The sequence below is a fragment of the Stenotrophomonas sp. SI-NJAU-1 genome, assembly GCF_020883215.1.
Classification (GTDB): Bacteria; Pseudomonadota; Gammaproteobacteria; order Xanthomonadales; family Xanthomonadaceae; genus Stenotrophomonas; species Stenotrophomonas indicatrix.
On record NZ_CP086598.1, the window covers coordinates 510135 to 523585 of the forward strand.

The window sequence follows — 13451 nt, forward strand, 5'->3', positions numbered from 1 at the left end:
CCGGCGCTACCTTGGTGTGTCCGGATGCGGTAGCGCCGGGCCATGCCCGGCGAAGACGGGTCAGGGGGCAGCGCCCTTTCCTGCGGAACGGGCTCCAACCCCGGCCTCACCCTGCGCGGCCTGCACGTCCGGGTCCACGGTGGTTGCCGACAGGCCCACCTGCGGCCCGGCGCCGGCCAGCGCAGCTTCCTCGGCGGCCTTGGTCATCACCACGATGCTGATGCGGCGGTTGATCGGGTTCTGCGGATCTGCCTTGTCAAACAGCACCGACGAAGACAGGCCGACCACGCGGGTGATCTTGCTGTCTTCCAGGCCGCCATCGATCAGCGCGCGGCGCGCGGCATTGGCACGGTCGGCGCTCAGTTCCCAGTTGCCGTAACCGCGCGCGGCCGAATAGGCAGTGATGTCGGTGTGGCCGGTCAGGCTGATCCGGTTCGGCACGTGGTTCAGGTACTCGGCCAGCTCATGCAGGATCTGCTGCGTGTACGGCTTCAGGGTGGCGCTGCCGAGGTCGAACATCGGCCGGTTCTGCTTGTCCACGATCTGGATGCGCAGGCCTTCCGGGGTCAGGTCCAGCAGCAGCTGGTCCTTGAACGGTTCCAGCGCCTGGCTGCGGCTGATCGCTTCCTGCAGTTCCTTCATCAGCGCTTCCAGCTGCTGCTTGTCGCGCTGCTGCTCGTCCACCGGCTGCGGTATCGACTTCTGCTGGTTCTGGAAGGGATCGTTGCTGTTGCCGCGCGAAACATCGGTGGCGCCGCCGAGCTTGATCATCGAGGTGCTGGCACCGCCCGGCCCGGCCATGCCCGGCGCCGGCGTCGCGCTGGAGCCGACCAGCGGGCTGGGGTTGCGGAAGTACTCGGAAATGGCTGCGCGCTCGGGCTTGCTGGTGCTGGCCATCAGCCACAGCACCAGGAAGAAGGCCATCATCGCGGTCACGAAGTCGGCATAGGCCACCTTCCACGAACCGCCATGGTGGGCAGCGTGGCCGGCCTTCTTGACCCGGCGGACGATGACGGTGGGCTTGGTCTCGGCCATGGCTTACTTGACCGTCTTCAGGTGCTGCTCGAAGTCGGAGAACGCCGGGCGCACGTTCGACGGCAGCGTCTTGCGGGCGAACTCCAGCGCGATCTTCGGGTTGTAGCCGCGCAGGCAGGCCAGCAGGGCGGTCTTCACCGACTCGTAGATGCGGCTGTCCTGCTCGGCACGGGCTTCCATCGCCGAGGCCATCGGGCCGACGAAGCCATAGCCCAGCAGGATGCCGAGGAAGGTGCCGACCAGCGCGCCGGCCACGTGGCCACCCACTTCGACGATGTCGCCGCCGATCGAGCCCATGGTGATGACGATGCCCAGCACTGCCGCCACGATGCCGAAACCGGGTAGGCCGTCGGCGACCTTGGTCAGCACCTGCGACGGCGCCATCGCTTCGGCGTGGTGCTTTTCCAGCTCCAGCTCCAGCAGCGGCTCCAGCTCATGCGGCTCGATGTTGCTGCCGATCATCAGGCGCAGGCAGTCGGTGATGAAGTCGATCAGGTGGTGGTCGGCCTGCACCTTCGGATAGTTGCCGAACAGCGCGCTTTCGGCCGGGCGCTCGACGTGGTCTTCCAGCGCCATGAAGCCTTCACGGCGGGCCTTGTTGAGCAGTTCGTAGACCAGGCTGAGGACATCGATGTAGTCCTGCTGCTTGTAGCGCGGGCCCTTGAACACGCCGACCATGGCCTGCAGCGTCTGCTTGACCGTCTTGGCCGGGGTGCCGACCAGGAACGCACCCAGCGCGGCACCGCCGATGATGACCAGTTCGTAGGGCTGCCACAGCGCCCCAAGGCGGCCGTGTGCGCCGAGGTAGCCGCCCAGCACGCTGATGATGACGACCAGGAATCCAACGATGATGAGCATGGCGCGACGCAAGGAGGGGGGATATCTCCTTGTCGGCCTGACACCGGTGTTTCTGAAGAGGGAATTCTGTGAAGTCGGTCAGCGGGGCATTGCGGCGCGTGTCAGCCCGCCACACCGGCCTCCGCGCCGCCACGCTGCAGCGGATCGGGCCAGGGCTCGCCGTTGCCGGTGAACGAAAGTGAGACCGAGTTCAGGCAGTGGCGCTCGTAGGTGGGCGGCGGACCGTCCGGGAACACGTGGCCCAGATGGCTGCCACAGCGGGCGCAGGTGATCTCGGTGCGGACCATGCCATGGCTGGTGTCGCGGATCTCGCGCACGTGCGACGGGTCGAACGGGGCGAAGAAACTGGGCCAGCCGGTGCCCGAATCGAACTTGGTGCTGGAGCGGAACAAGGGCAGGGCGCACAGCCGGCAGCAGTAGACGCCCTCGCGCTTGTTGTCGAGGAACACCCCGCAGAACGGTGCCTCGGTGCCGTGCTGCAGCAGCACGCGGCGCTCCTCGGCGCTGAGCCCGGCGACCAGGGCGTCGGTCTGGGTGGCGGTGGGGGGCGTCAGATCGAAAGCGCTCATGCCGGCTCTCCGTGGGGTTGTGGCCTGGGATGCCAGCAGACGTGGGGGTGTCGGCACACCCTTGCAAGTGTGATGGCCGTTCATGGCCGGCACACAGGGGCAGGCGCAGGGTAAGGGGGGCCCACCCTGGAGCGCGCGATGAAACCCCGCCTTGTCCTGTTGCTGTCGGCCCTGTTGCCTCTGCTTGCCCAGGCGCAGGTTCCCACCGGCAGTCCGACCGCCACCCGCAGCAGCGCGACGGTGGCACCGCCGCCTGTCGCCCCGCCACCACAGGCGTCGCGCCCGCAGCCGCAGGTGCTGCCCTCGCCACAGCCGGCACAGCCGATCCGCTCGACCGGCCCGGCCCAGGTGACCCCCACGCCCGCGCCGGCGCTGCCGGACAAGGTCTACGACCGCAACGGCCGCATCGTTCCCGGCGTCAAACCGGTCGGCCCCAACCGCGTGTTCGACTCGCGCACCGGCCGCTACTACGACAGCGTACCGACCGGCGACGGCCAGCAGATCAAGCGCTGACCCCAGCGCCCGCAACCGATCGCGCAACCCAAAGAGAGCGCAGCGACCCGCTGTCGCTCTTTTTCTTTTTCTTTTTCCGTGGCTGGCGCCCGCATGAACCTGTCAGAGGCCGGGCGGGTGGGGTCAGGCGGGGTGTCCGCGGCATGGATGCCGCGGCCAAGCCCCCAGGGACGGGTTCACGGCGTCCCCGCCTGACCCCACCCGCCCGGCCCACTCGCAGCACCGCACCCGGCCCCAGCCACGAGGGGCTCAGCCGTTGGCAGGAAACCGGCCACCCACATGAACGCCGGAAAACAGCCCCCGCCCTGCACACCCCGCATCACCCGTTTTTCGCCTGCGATTAACCGCGCCAGGACCACGGTGGACCTGCGCCGGCATCCCTGTCGCCGCGCTTCCCTCGTCCCCTTGGAATACGATCATGGCCAACCAGCAGAACCGTCATCCCGGCAAGGAACAGCAGGGCAAAACACCGCAGGAACCGCAGCGCCAGCAGCAACAGCAACAGCAACAGCAGCCGAACGAGCAGCAGAAGAAGCATCCGCAACAGGGTTCCATGAAGAACCCTCAGCAGCGCTGATGCAGCCAGGGACCAGAGCCCGCGTTGCGGGGTCTGGTCCCGCTGCCGCCGGTCGGTTCAATCCGGAATCGGCAGCGCCCAGGTCTCCTTGACCTCTTCCATCACGATGTAGCTCTTCGACTCACGCACATGCGGCAGGGTCAGCAGGGTGCTGCCCAGCAGCTTGCGATAGGACGCCATCTCGCTGATCCGTGCCTTCAGCAGGTAATCGAAATCGCCCGACACCAGATGGCATTCCAGCACGTTGGGCAGCTTCAGCGCCGAACGCCGGAACTCCTCGAAGATGTCGCCGGATTTGTAGGCCAGGCTGATCTCCACGAATACCAACAGGCTCGCTTTCAGCGCGCTGGGGTCCAGGTGCGCGTGGTAGCCGGTGATCACCGCTTCGCGCTCCAGCCGGCGCACCCGCTCGGTGCACGGGGTGGTCGACAGGCCGACCCGTTCGCCCAGCTCGGTGAAGGAAATGCGGCCTTCGGCCTGCAGGATGCGCAGGATCTTGCGGTCGATCTTGTCCAGCTCGCGGGGACGGGTGGCCATGGGCATCAAGCTCGGGGAATGAATCACAGGGAAATATCCTGACTGCATTGCTGAAATCAGGCAAATCATCTGGATACGGAAGAATATACTTCCCCGATTATGGCCCCTGCGTACGCAAATGCAGGGAATGATCGGGTTGGAGAATTCCCATGCGAGTCCTAGTCCTCGGCAGCGGCGTGATCGGCACCACCAGTGCCTGGTACCTGCGACAGGCCGGGTTTGAAGTCACCGTCGTCGACCGCCAGCCCGGTCCCGCGCTGGAAACCAGCTTCGCCAATGCCGGCCAGCTGTCCTTCGGCTACACCTCGCCGTGGGCTGCCCCGGGCGTGCCGAAGAAGGCCATCGGCTGGTTGTTCGAAAAGCACGCACCGCTGGCGATCAAGCCGGGCATGGACCTGGCCCAGTACCGCTGGCTGTGGCAGATGCTGCGCAACTGCACCCACGAGCGCTACGCGATCAACAAGGCGCGCATGGTGCGCATGTCCGAGTACAGCCGCGACTGCCTGAACGAGCTGCGTGCGCAGAGCGGCATCGATTTCGAAGGGCGCGACCTGGGCACCACCCAGCTGTTCCGCACCCAGCAGCAGCTGGATGCATCGGCGCAGGACATCGAGATCCTGGCCCAGTACGGTGTGCCGTACGAAGTGCTCGATCGCGCCGGCATCATCAAGGCCGAGCCTGCGCTGGCCCACGTCGATGGTCTGGTGGGTGCGCTGCGCCTGCCGCGCGACCAGACCGGCGATTGCCAGCTGTTCACCCGCCGCCTGGCGCAGATGGCGGCCGAAGCGGGGGTCGAGTTCCGTTACGACCAGGACATCACCGGCGTTGAATTCGACGGCGACCGCATCACCGGCGTGCGCATCGGCGGCACGCTGGAAACCGCGGACCGCTTCGTGGTCGCACTGGGCAGCTACTCGCCGGGACTGGTCGCGCCGCTGGGCATGCGCCTGCCGGTGTATCCGCTGAAGGGCTACTCGCTGACCCTGCCGATCACCGATCCGGCGATGGCACCCACCTCGACCATCCTCGATGAGAGCTACAAGGTGGCGGTGACCCGCTTCGACAACCGCATCCGCGTCGGCGGCATGGCCGAGGTGGCCGGTTTCGACCTGTCGCTGTCGCCGCGCCGCCGCGAGACGCTGGAGCTGGTGGTGCGCGACCTGTACCCGAAGGGCGGTGACCTGGCCAAGGCCGAGTTCTGGACCGGCCTGCGCCCGGCCACGCCGGACGGCACGCCGGTGATCGGCGCCACGCCGTTCCGCAACCTGTTCCTCAACACCGGCCACGGCACGCTGGGTTGGACCATGGCCTGCGGCTCGGGCCGTTACCTGGCCGACCTGATGAGCGCGCGCCAGCCGCAGATCAGCACCGAGGGCCTGGATATCTTCCGCTACGGCCAGTACCGCCACGCCCCGCAACATGAGAACCGCACATGCGTCCTGCCCGCGCGCTGATCGACCTGGGCGCACTGCGCAGCAACTATCGCCTGGCCCGTGAACTGGGCGGTGGCAAGGCGTTGGCGATCCTCAAGGCCGATGCCTATGGCCACGGTGCGGTGCGCTGTGCGCAGGCACTGGAAGGCGAGGCCGACGGCTTTGGCGTGGCCACCATCGAAGAAGCGCTGGAACTGCGCCAGGCCGGCATCCGTGCGCCGATCCTGCTGCTGGAAGGCATCTTCGAGCCCAGCGAAATGGCGCTGGTGGCCGAGCATGACCTGTGGTTCTCGGTCGGTTCGCCGTGGCAGCTGGACGCGCTGGTCGCGTTCGACAGCCCGCGGCCGCTGACGGTGTGGCTGAAGCTGGACAGCGGCATGCACCGGCTGGGCCTGGACGTTCCTGGTTTCCGCGCCGCGCACGCGCGTTTGTCTGCACTGCCGCAGGTGGCGCGCATCGTGATGATGACCCACTTGGCACGCGCCGATGAACTGGACAGCGAGCGTACCCGTGAGCAGGCCGCGACCTTCGTCGAGGCCATCGATGGTCTTGAAGGCGAGACCAGCATCTGCAATTCGCCGGCGCTGCTGGGCTGGCCGGACGTGCGCAGTGACTGGGTACGCCCGGGCCTGATGCTGTACGGCGCCAATCCGCTGCCGGACAACAGTGAACTCACCGCGCGCCTGCGCCCGGTGATGACGATGCAGTCCAAGGTGTTCGCCGAGCGCTGGATCGAAGCCGGCGAGCCGGTCGGCTACGGTGCGCGCTTCGTGGCCAAGGCGCGCACACGCGTGGGCGTGGTCGCGCTGGGCTATGCCGATGGTTATCCGCAGTTCGCCCCCAATGGCACCCCGGTGCTGATCGATGGCCAACCCGGTGGGCTGATCGGCCGCGTGTCGATGGACATGCTGACCGTGGACCTGACCGCGCATGCGCAGGCCGGTGTCGGCAGCGTGGTGGAACTGTGGGGTACGGCGCCGACGCTGTCCGAGCTGGCGCCGCGCTGCGGTGTCAGTGCCTACCAGCTGCCGTGCGGCGTCAAGCGCGTGGCACGCGTCTACCAGGACTGACCGGCTCTGGTAGCTGCCGACCCTGGTCGGCGCTGTGCCTGTGTGTCGACCAAGGTCGACACCTACCGGATCGGATCAGCGCTGCGCACGGTTCTGGTAGCTGCCGACCCTGGTCGGCGCTGTGCCTGTGTGTCGACCAAGGTCGACACCTACCGGATCGGATCAGCGCTGCGCACGGCTCTGGTAGCTGCCGACCCTGGTCGGCGCCGTGAATGCGTGTCGACCAAGGTCGACACCTACCGGATCGGATCAGCGCTGCGCACGGCTCTGGTAGCTGCCGACCCTGGTCGGCGCTGTGAATGCGTGTCGACCAAGGTCGACACCTACCGGATCGGATCAGCGCTGCGCACGGTTCTGGTAGCTGCCGACCTTGGTCGGCGCCGTGAATGTGTGTCGACCAAGGTCGACACCTACCGGATCGGATCAGCGCTGCGCGCGGCTCTGGTAGCTGCCGACCTTGGTCGGCGCCGTGAATGCGTGTCGACCAAGGTCGACACCTACCGGATCGGATCAAACCCTGGTCGGCGCTGTGGCTGCGTGTCGACCAAGGTCGACACCTACCGGGCAGCGGTAACCCGCGAGGTCAGCTGGCGCTTCACCCAATCATCGATCAGGCGCTTCTCATAGCGCAGCGGATCGGTATCGCTCTTCAGGCCGATGTTGTGCAGGTAGCCGCTGTCGCTCAGGCGGGCGTCGCCTTCATCGATGATGCGCCCGCTGACGTCCTTCAGCGTGTACTGCAGGGTGATCCGCGGCGGGTAGATATCGCGCATGATCCGGATGTCGCGGCCACGCGGGCCGTGCCAGGGCTCATAGTCGCCTGCGCGCTTGACGTCCACCAGGGTCACCTCCAGCGTCTGCCCGGGCTGCAGCGGCTTGGCGGCGCTGGTCTGTACGTAGCGTGCCAGCTGCTGCACCCAGTCCCCGCGTTCGGCCTCGAAGCGGTTGGTGCTCTGCCGGATCTCGGTGAATTGCGCCGGATCATTCCATTGCACGCTGACCGGGCCATCAGCCTGCAGTGCGCGCGGCGCATCGGGCGCGGTTACCGTCCGCGGCGCGGCGGCCACGCTGCCCACGGCAAGCATGCCGGCCAGCAGCAGGGCGGTTGAAAGCGAACCTTTCATGGCAGTCTCCTGCGTCCCCGAAGCGGGGAGGATGATGATCTCGGATCGAGTGTGATCCCGCTGGAGGGCCGCAGCAATGGTCAGTAGCGTCAAATGCGTCAACAGTTGCCGCCAATTCATGGTCGTCAACCGTGACTGACGGCGCTTGACGCTGTGAATACGCACTCTGGAAGATGCTGTACCTCCATACGGTCTTTTCCTGCCCACGCCCTTGTCTACACTGCCGCCCCTTGTGGAGCGCTCACCCTTGTTGGTGCCGACGCCCGAAACCGACCTGCACCATGGCGTGCTTGAGCGCATCCACGCAGGTTTCTGTGTGATCCAGGTGCTGTTCGACGGTGATGAGGCGGTCGATTACCGCTTTCTCGAGGTCAACGAGGCGTTCGAGCGCCATACCGGGCTGAAGGATGCCTGCGGCAAGCGCATGAGCGCGCTGGAGCCGCACCACGAACGTGACTGGTTCCGGATCTATGGCGAAGTCGCCCGGACCGGGCGGCCGGCGCAGTTCGAGATGGATGCCCGTGCACTCGGGCGCACGTTCGCGGTGGATGCTGTGCGGGTTGGTCAGCCGGGCGAGGACAAGGTCGGCATCCTGTTCTTCGACGTGACCGCGCGCAAGCAGATGGAGGTGGAGCTGGGCGAGAGCGAGGCCCGTTTCAGTGCGTTGGCCGACGGCCTGCCGATGCCGGTGTGGGTGCTGGACGAGCGCGGCCATGCTCGCTTTGTCAACAGTGCCTTCAGCGAGTTCTTCGGCGGCGACGAGAACCGGGTGCCGGAAGATGTCTGGCGCGGCCTGGTGCATCCCGACGATGCGTCGGTATTCGAATACGAACTGCAGGAAGCACTGAAGGCGCAGCGTTCGATGCATGCACTGGTGCGTGCACGTCGTGCCGATGGGCAGTGGCGCTGGCTGGAAATGAACGCACGTCCGCGCTTTTCGCGGATGGGCCGTTTCATCGGCCTGGCCGGCAGCAGCCCGGATGTCACCGAGCGTCGCGAGATCGAACTGGCGCGCGAGGAACTGCTGCAGTCCGAGCGTGCCGCGCGCAGTGCGGCCGAAAACATGGCGCGGCTGAAGGATGAGTTCCTGGCCACGCTGTCGCACGAGCTGCGCACGCCGCTGACCACGATCCTGGGCTGGAGCGAACTGCTGCTGCAGCGCGTGGATTCCACCAGCCCGCTGTACAAGGGCCTGGGCGTGATCGCCAACAGCGCGACCGCGCAGAAGCGGTTGATCTCGGACATGCTCGACCTCAGCAGCATGTTGCTGGGCAAGGTGCAGCTGGAAGTGGAAGTGTTGGACCTGCGCGACCAGTTGAACGAAGCGATGGGCGCACAGGAACTCGTGGCCGAGGGCAAGGCGCTGGACGTCACCCTGCAGTTGCCGGCACAGCCCTGCCAGGTGCTGGGCGATGCCACCCGGCTGCAGCAGGTGTTCTGGAACCTGTTGTCCAACGCGATCAAGTTCACCCCGGCCGAAGGCCGCATCGACGTGCAGCTGCAGGCCGATGGCAACTACTGGACGATCACCGTGCGCGATACCGGCGACGGCATCGCGCCGGAGTTCCTGAACCATCTGTTCAGCCGCTTCCGCCAGGCCGACGGCACCACCACCCGCCGCCATGGCGGTCTGGGCCTGGGCCTGGCCATCGTGCAGCAGCTGGTCGAACTGCACGGCGGTTCGGTCAGCGCGGCCAGTGATGGCCATGGTCACGGCTCCACCTTCACCGTGCGCCTGCCGCAGCATCTGCCCGATGCCGAACGGCGTCCGCTGCGCGAGGTCGTCAGCGGTCCGATCCTGGAACCGATGGTGGTCGAACCGTACCCGCTGCGTGGCCTGCATGTGCTGGCGGTGGAAGACCAGCCTGAAGTGCTGGAGTACCTGCGGCGCATGCTGGAAGAGCAGGGCGCCAGCGTGTCCGCCGCCAGTTCGGCGGGCGAAGCGCTGGCGCTGCTGGCCGACAATGGCCACCTGCAGTACCAGGTGCTGCTGACCGACATCGGCATGCCGGGCATGGATGGCTATGGCCTGGTAAGCACGTTGCGGCAGGACCTGGGCGTGGACGCGGCAGCGCTGCCGGCGGTAGCGGTGACGGCGCTGGCGCGCGCCGACGACCGCCGCCGCGCGCTGGCCTCGGGCTTCCAGGAGCATGTGGCCAAGCCGTATTCGGTGGCGCAGCTGGTGGGTGTGGTGCGGCGCGTGCAGGCCACGCGCGGGGACAGCCTGCTGCACTGAGCATTCACGGACGATCGGCGACCCTGCAGTTCAGGAGGTCGCCGATGTCCCGTATTGCTCCACGAATCCATACCGATCCCGCGCAGATCGCGCACCTGGAAGCCCTGTTGCCGCAGCTGCGCGGGGAGACCCAGGTGCAGCTGACCCTGCACGATGGCCGACGCCTGCTGGGCACGGTTGCAGTGCAGCCGACGCTGCAGCAGTACCGCAACGACGCCGGCGACGAAGGCAGCAATGGCCAGCTGCGGCTGGACGATCTTGATGCGCCGGTGCAGCAGCATCACGTATGGCTGGATGAAATCGCCAGCATCCGCGAGCTGCCGCCGAGGCTCTGACGGCAGCAGATTGCTGCATCCACGCATGGCGTGGATCTACTCTAGAGCCACGCCATGCCATGCGTGGCTGCGATGATCATTCGATGGTCAATGCTCGAACAGCGTTGCCGTCGCTTCGAACCTGCGCTCGTAGGCGCGCTCCTCGGCCACCCGCGCCACTTCATCGTCTGCCAGATCCGGCGCGCCGTAGACCGCGTAGGCCACGCTGCCATCGGCGCCGTGGCCGACCTGGTGCAGGCGGTAGCGGGAATGGCCGCCGCCGGTGTCCTCCGGGTAATGCACGGGGGGATGGCTGCCTTCCAGGTCCATTTCACTGTTGTCGACGACACCTCCGACGAACAAGGCTCGCATGCAGGATCTCCATGGGTTGCGGGGGAGCTTCTACCCTGAGCGCTGGCATGTTGCTGCGGCATCAAGGCAACGTTGAAGTTTCGCAAAGCGGCGTTCGGGGCCGGGCCGGACAAGCCGGTACAATGGACGGCCCTCACGCTTCCAGTACCCGCGCCGATGGCATCCAGCGACGACGCCCCCCTGCAGACCCTGTTCCTGCCGTTCTCCAGCGGTGCCCTGCGCTGGCCGGAGGGTCCGGTGGCCTTCCTGCGCGCCCGTGACGGCTGGCCCCTGCGCGAGCAGGCCGGCGGCCGCCAGGTGGATTGCGAGCAGAGCTTCGCCCCGTTCGCGCAGCCGCTGCAGCAGGCCGCTGGCTGGACCGTCAGCGGCCTGCTGGATGATGTTGCCGGCCGCGGCCGTTACCCGCTGGTGCTGGTGCTGCCGCCGCGCCAGCGCGAGGAAGCCCGCGCGCTGTTCGCCCGTGCCCTGGCGCTGGTCGCCGAGGGTGGCCGCATCGTGGCCTGCCAGCACAACAACGAAGGCGCACGTTCCGGCGAAGGCGACCTGAAGCAGTTGACCGGCCTTGGCGGCAGCCTGACCAAGAACCACTGCCGCGTGTTCTGGACTGCACCGCTGCAGGGCCAGCACGATGCGGACCTGGCCAAGCGCTGGGCCACGCTGGACGCGGTGCGGCCGATCGTCGGCGGCCGCTTCCTCAGCCGTCCGGGCGTGTTCGCCTGGGACCGCATCGACCCGGCATCGGCGCTGCTGGCCGAACACCTGCCGGCCGACCTGGCCGGGCGTGCGGCAGACCTCGGTGCCGGCTATGGCTACCTGTCGCGCGAGCTGCTGGAGCGCTGCCCGAAGATCACCGCGCTGGACCTGTACGAGGCCGAGAAGCGCGCGCTGGACCTGGCCGAACTCAATCTGGCGCCGCCACCGCGCCCCGTGCCGCTGCGCTTCCTGTGGCGCGACGTCACCGCCGGTATCGAGCCGGACTACGACGTCATCATCAGCAACCCGCCGTTCCACACGCCCTCGCGTGCGGACCGCCCGGACATCGGCCAGCGCTTCATCGCCGTGGCCGCGCAGGCGCTGCGCCCCGGTGGACGCCTGTACGTGGTGGCCAACCGCCACCTGCCCTACGAATACACGCTCAACGAGAGCTTCGGCGCGGTGCGCGTGGTTGCCGAGCGCGATGGCTTCAAGCTGGTAGAAGCGGTGAAGGGCAAGGGGAAGGCCCGGTGAAGCTGGTCAAGCACATCGCCAACCTCGGCTACGGCAGCCGCAAGCAGGTGCAGTGGATGTTCCGCGAAGGCCGCGTCACCGACGCCGACGGCGAGGTGCTCTACGCCGACGACCAGGTGCCGCATGAAGCGGTGCGGGTGGACGGCGAGCCACTGGACCCGCCGGTGGGCCTGTCGCTGGCGATGTACAAGCCGGCCGGCTACACCTGTTCGACCAAGGACAAGGGCCGCCTGATCTACGACCTGCTGCCGCCGCGCTTCCGCGACCGCGACCCGGTGCTGTCCACCGTCGGCCGTCTGGACCGTGAGACCAGCGGCCTGTTGCTGCTGACCGACGACGGCAACCTGCTGCATCGGATCATTTCGCCGAAGTCGAAGCTGCCCAAGGTTTACGAAGTGGAGCTGGCCGAAGACCTGCGTGGTGACGAGGTGGCGCTGTTTGCCAGCGGCACGCTGATGCTGGAAGCGGAGAAAACGCCCCTGCTGCCGGCTGAACTGCAGGTGCTCGGCCCGCGCAGGGCGCGCCTGGTACTGCACGAGGGCCGCTACCATCAGGTACGCCGCATGTTCGCTGCCACAGGCAACCACGTGCAGGCACTGCACCGCAGCCGTGTCGGTGGCCTGGACCTGCAGGGACTGGCCGAAGGGCAATGGCGGCTGCTGACCTCCACCGACCTGGATACGTTGTTCGCTCCATGACCTCCATCGCTGCGCTGCCGTTCCTGCCCGACGCCGTCATCTTCGACATGGACGGCCTGATGATCGACAGCGAGCGTGTGTCGCTTGCATGCTGGAGCGAGGCGGCGGAGGAATTCGGCCTGCCCCTGGATGCCCGCTTCTTCGTGCGCATGGTCGGCCTTGGCGACCGCGACAGCCAGGCGCTGTTGCGCCAGCAGGGCATCGAAGACAGCATGATCGAGGCCATGGCCGCGCGTTGCCATGATCTGTACGAGGAGCGCACGCAGACCGGGCTGCCGCTGCGGCCGGGCATCCTGGAACTGCTGGAGCTGCTGAAGGCGCATGCGGTGCCGCGCGCGGTGGCGACCACCACGCGGCAGCCGCGGGCCAACCGCAAGCTGGCTGCAGCCGGGCTGCTGCCCTACTTCGATGCGGTGATCACCAGTGGCGATGTGGCGCGGCCGAAGCCGGCGCCGGACATCTACCTGCTGGCCGCGCAGCGGCTGGGACAGGCGCCGGAACGTTGCCTGGCGCTGGAGGATTCGCCGGCGGGAACCCGTGCCGCGCTGGCGGCCGGCATGACCGTGATCCAGGTACCGGACCTGGTGCATCCCGATGAAGAACTGCGCGCGCTGGGCCACCGCATCGTCGGCTCGCTGGTGGACGCGCACGCGCTGCTGCTGCCGCTGTTGCCGAGGTAACGGTTGGGGGATGGTGGGTGATGGTGGGTGCCGACCGTTGGCCGGCACGCTTCACTGCTCTCGCCGGGCATGGCCCGGCGCTACCGCTCTGGTGGTGCCACCTTGAACCTGGTGGTGCCACCTTGAACCTGGTGGTGCCACCTTGAACCTGGTGGTGCCACCTTGAACCTGGTGGGTGCCGACCGTTGGTCGGCACGCTTCGCCGCTC

Annotated in this window: 16 protein-coding genes; 10 read left to right on the forward strand and 6 right to left on the reverse strand. The window is 67.4% G+C overall.

The window, feature by feature from the left end:
• Positions 1-60: 60 nt before the first annotated feature.
• From motB to msrB, 3 genes are all read right to left on the reverse strand, one after another.
• Positions 61-1035, reverse strand: a complete 975-nt coding sequence (motB, locus tag LMF57_RS02290) for a flagellar motor protein MotB (protein WP_229290675.1) — start codon at positions 1033-1035, stop codon at positions 61-63.
• Between the two features lie 3 nt (positions 1036-1038).
• Positions 1039-1893: a flagellar motor stator protein MotA gene (gene motA / locus LMF57_RS02295; RefSeq protein WP_012509934.1), complete on the reverse strand. Its 855-nt coding sequence runs from the start codon at positions 1891-1893 to the stop codon at positions 1039-1041.
• Positions 1894-1994: 101 nt separating this feature from the next.
• Positions 1995-2462, reverse strand: a complete 468-nt coding sequence (gene msrB / locus LMF57_RS02300; RefSeq protein ID WP_025878406.1) for a peptide-methionine (R)-S-oxide reductase MsrB — start codon at positions 2460-2462, stop codon at positions 1995-1997.
• 138 nt (positions 2463-2600) lie between these two features.
• On the opposite strand from msrB, the gene LMF57_RS02305 reads away from it, so the two are divergent.
• Positions 2601-2975, forward strand: coding sequence for a hypothetical protein (locus LMF57_RS02305; RefSeq protein ID WP_032977053.1), 375 nt, complete (start codon positions 2601-2603; stop codon positions 2973-2975).
• 418 nt (positions 2976-3393) lie between these two features.
• Positions 3394-3552: a lana protein gene (locus tag LMF57_RS02310; RefSeq protein ID WP_229290676.1), complete on the forward strand. Its 159-nt coding sequence runs from the start codon at positions 3394-3396 to the stop codon at positions 3550-3552.
• A 57-nt stretch (positions 3553-3609) separates the two neighbouring features.
• On the opposite strand, the gene LMF57_RS02315 is transcribed toward LMF57_RS02310, so the two are convergent.
• Positions 3610-4089 carry an AsnC family transcriptional regulator gene (locus LMF57_RS02315; protein WP_025878409.1) on the reverse strand — a complete coding sequence of 160 codons (480 nt, stop codon included), beginning with the start codon at positions 4087-4089 and terminating at the stop codon, positions 3610-3612.
• A gap of 149 nt (positions 4090-4238) precedes the next feature.
• Between LMF57_RS02315 and LMF57_RS02320 the strand changes: the two genes are divergently transcribed.
• From LMF57_RS02320 to LMF57_RS02330, 3 genes are read left to right on the forward strand one after another with little or no spacing between them, the layout of a single operon-like run.
• Positions 4239-5543, forward strand: a complete 1305-nt coding sequence (locus tag LMF57_RS02320; protein ID WP_229290677.1) for a D-amino acid dehydrogenase — start codon at positions 4239-4241, stop codon at positions 5541-5543.
• Entirely contained in the window at positions 5522-6592 is a 1071-nt protein-coding gene (alr, locus tag LMF57_RS02325) for an alanine racemase (protein WP_117309428.1), read from the forward strand. Before LMF57_RS02320 ends, alr begins: the two co-directional genes overlap by 22 nt.
• A 42-nt stretch (positions 6593-6634) precedes the next feature.
• Positions 6635-7219 carry a hypothetical protein gene (locus LMF57_RS02330; protein ID WP_229290678.1) on the forward strand — a complete coding sequence of 195 codons (585 nt, stop codon included), beginning with the start codon at positions 6635-6637 and terminating at the stop codon, positions 7217-7219.
• Here LMF57_RS02330 and LMF57_RS02335 read toward each other — a convergent pair.
• A complete protein-coding gene (locus LMF57_RS02335; protein ID WP_208081656.1) occupies positions 7150-7716 on the reverse strand; it encodes a DUF3016 domain-containing protein in 567 nt (188 codons plus the stop codon). The two genes, LMF57_RS02330 and LMF57_RS02335, sit on opposite strands and share 70 nt — an antisense overlap.
• A gap of 247 nt (positions 7717-7963) precedes the next feature.
• On the opposite strand from LMF57_RS02335, the gene LMF57_RS02340 reads away from it, so the two are divergent.
• On the forward strand, positions 7964-9952 hold the full coding sequence (locus LMF57_RS02340) for an ATP-binding protein (protein ID WP_229290681.1): 1989 nt from the start codon (positions 7964-7966) through the stop codon (positions 9950-9952).
• A 44-nt stretch (positions 9953-9996) separates the two neighbouring features.
• Positions 9997-10287, forward strand: coding sequence for a DUF3247 family protein (locus LMF57_RS02345; protein WP_117309431.1), 291 nt, complete (start codon positions 9997-9999; stop codon positions 10285-10287).
• 87 nt (positions 10288-10374) lie between these two features.
• On the opposite strand, the gene LMF57_RS02350 is transcribed toward LMF57_RS02345, so the two are convergent.
• Positions 10375-10638: a hypothetical protein gene (locus tag LMF57_RS02350; protein WP_080150143.1), complete on the reverse strand. Its 264-nt coding sequence runs from the start codon at positions 10636-10638 to the stop codon at positions 10375-10377.
• A 156-nt stretch (positions 10639-10794) separates the two neighbouring features.
• Here LMF57_RS02350 and LMF57_RS02355 point away from each other — a divergent pair, with 156 nt between their 5' ends.
• Genes LMF57_RS02355 through LMF57_RS02365 form a run of 3 tightly spaced genes read left to right on the forward strand, consistent with a single transcriptional unit; the run spans position 10795 to position 13243 of the window.
• Positions 10795-11865, forward strand: coding sequence for a class I SAM-dependent methyltransferase (locus tag LMF57_RS02355; protein ID WP_229290683.1), 1071 nt, complete (start codon positions 10795-10797; stop codon positions 11863-11865).
• Positions 11862-12563, forward strand: a complete 702-nt coding sequence (locus tag LMF57_RS02360) for a 16S rRNA pseudouridine(516) synthase (RefSeq protein ID WP_117309433.1) — start codon at positions 11862-11864, stop codon at positions 12561-12563. The genes LMF57_RS02355 and LMF57_RS02360 overlap by 4 nt, the downstream gene beginning before the upstream one ends.
• Entirely contained in the window at positions 12560-13243 is a 684-nt protein-coding gene (locus LMF57_RS02365) for an HAD family phosphatase (protein ID WP_117309434.1), read from the forward strand. Before LMF57_RS02360 ends, LMF57_RS02365 begins: the two co-directional genes overlap by 4 nt.
• The last annotated feature ends 208 nt before the right edge of the window (positions 13244-13451 follow it).

What these genes read in the sequence shown, in the direction of transcription:
- LMF57_RS02315 (WP_025878409.1), bottom strand. Translation starts at nt 4,089, where the DNA reads ATGGCCACCCGTCCCCGCGAGCTGGACAAGATCGACCGCAAGATCCTG.
- LMF57_RS02355 (WP_229290683.1), top strand. Translation starts at nt 10,795, where the DNA reads ATGGCATCCAGCGACGACGCCCCCCTGCAGACCCTGTTCCTGCCGTTC.
- motB (WP_229290675.1), bottom strand. Translation starts at nt 1,035, where the DNA reads ATGGCCGAGACCAAGCCCACCGTCATCGTCCGCCGGGTCAAGAAGGCC.
- LMF57_RS02310 (WP_229290676.1), top strand. Translation starts at nt 3,394, where the DNA reads ATGGCCAACCAGCAGAACCGTCATCCCGGCAAGGAACAGCAGGGCAAA.
- LMF57_RS02350 (WP_080150143.1), bottom strand. Translation starts at nt 10,638, where the DNA reads ATGCGAGCCTTGTTCGTCGGAGGTGTCGTCGACAACAGTGAAATGGAC.
- LMF57_RS02335 (WP_208081656.1), bottom strand. Translation starts at nt 7,716, where the DNA reads ATGAAAGGTTCGCTTTCAACCGCCCTGCTGCTGGCCGGCATGCTTGCC.
- LMF57_RS02365 (WP_117309434.1), top strand. Translation starts at nt 12,560, where the DNA reads ATGACCTCCATCGCTGCGCTGCCGTTCCTGCCCGACGCCGTCATCTTC.
- LMF57_RS02305 (WP_032977053.1), top strand. Translation starts at nt 2,601, where the DNA reads ATGAAACCCCGCCTTGTCCTGTTGCTGTCGGCCCTGTTGCCTCTGCTT.
- LMF57_RS02320 (WP_229290677.1), top strand. Translation starts at nt 4,239, where the DNA reads ATGCGAGTCCTAGTCCTCGGCAGCGGCGTGATCGGCACCACCAGTGCC.
- LMF57_RS02345 (WP_117309431.1), top strand. Translation starts at nt 9,997, where the DNA reads ATGTCCCGTATTGCTCCACGAATCCATACCGATCCCGCGCAGATCGCG.
- motA (WP_012509934.1), bottom strand. Translation starts at nt 1,893, where the DNA reads ATGCTCATCATCGTTGGATTCCTGGTCGTCATCATCAGCGTGCTGGGC.
- alr (WP_117309428.1), top strand. Translation starts at nt 5,522, where the DNA reads ATGCGTCCTGCCCGCGCGCTGATCGACCTGGGCGCACTGCGCAGCAAC.
- msrB (WP_025878406.1), bottom strand. Translation starts at nt 2,462, where the DNA reads ATGAGCGCTTTCGATCTGACGCCCCCCACCGCCACCCAGACCGACGCC.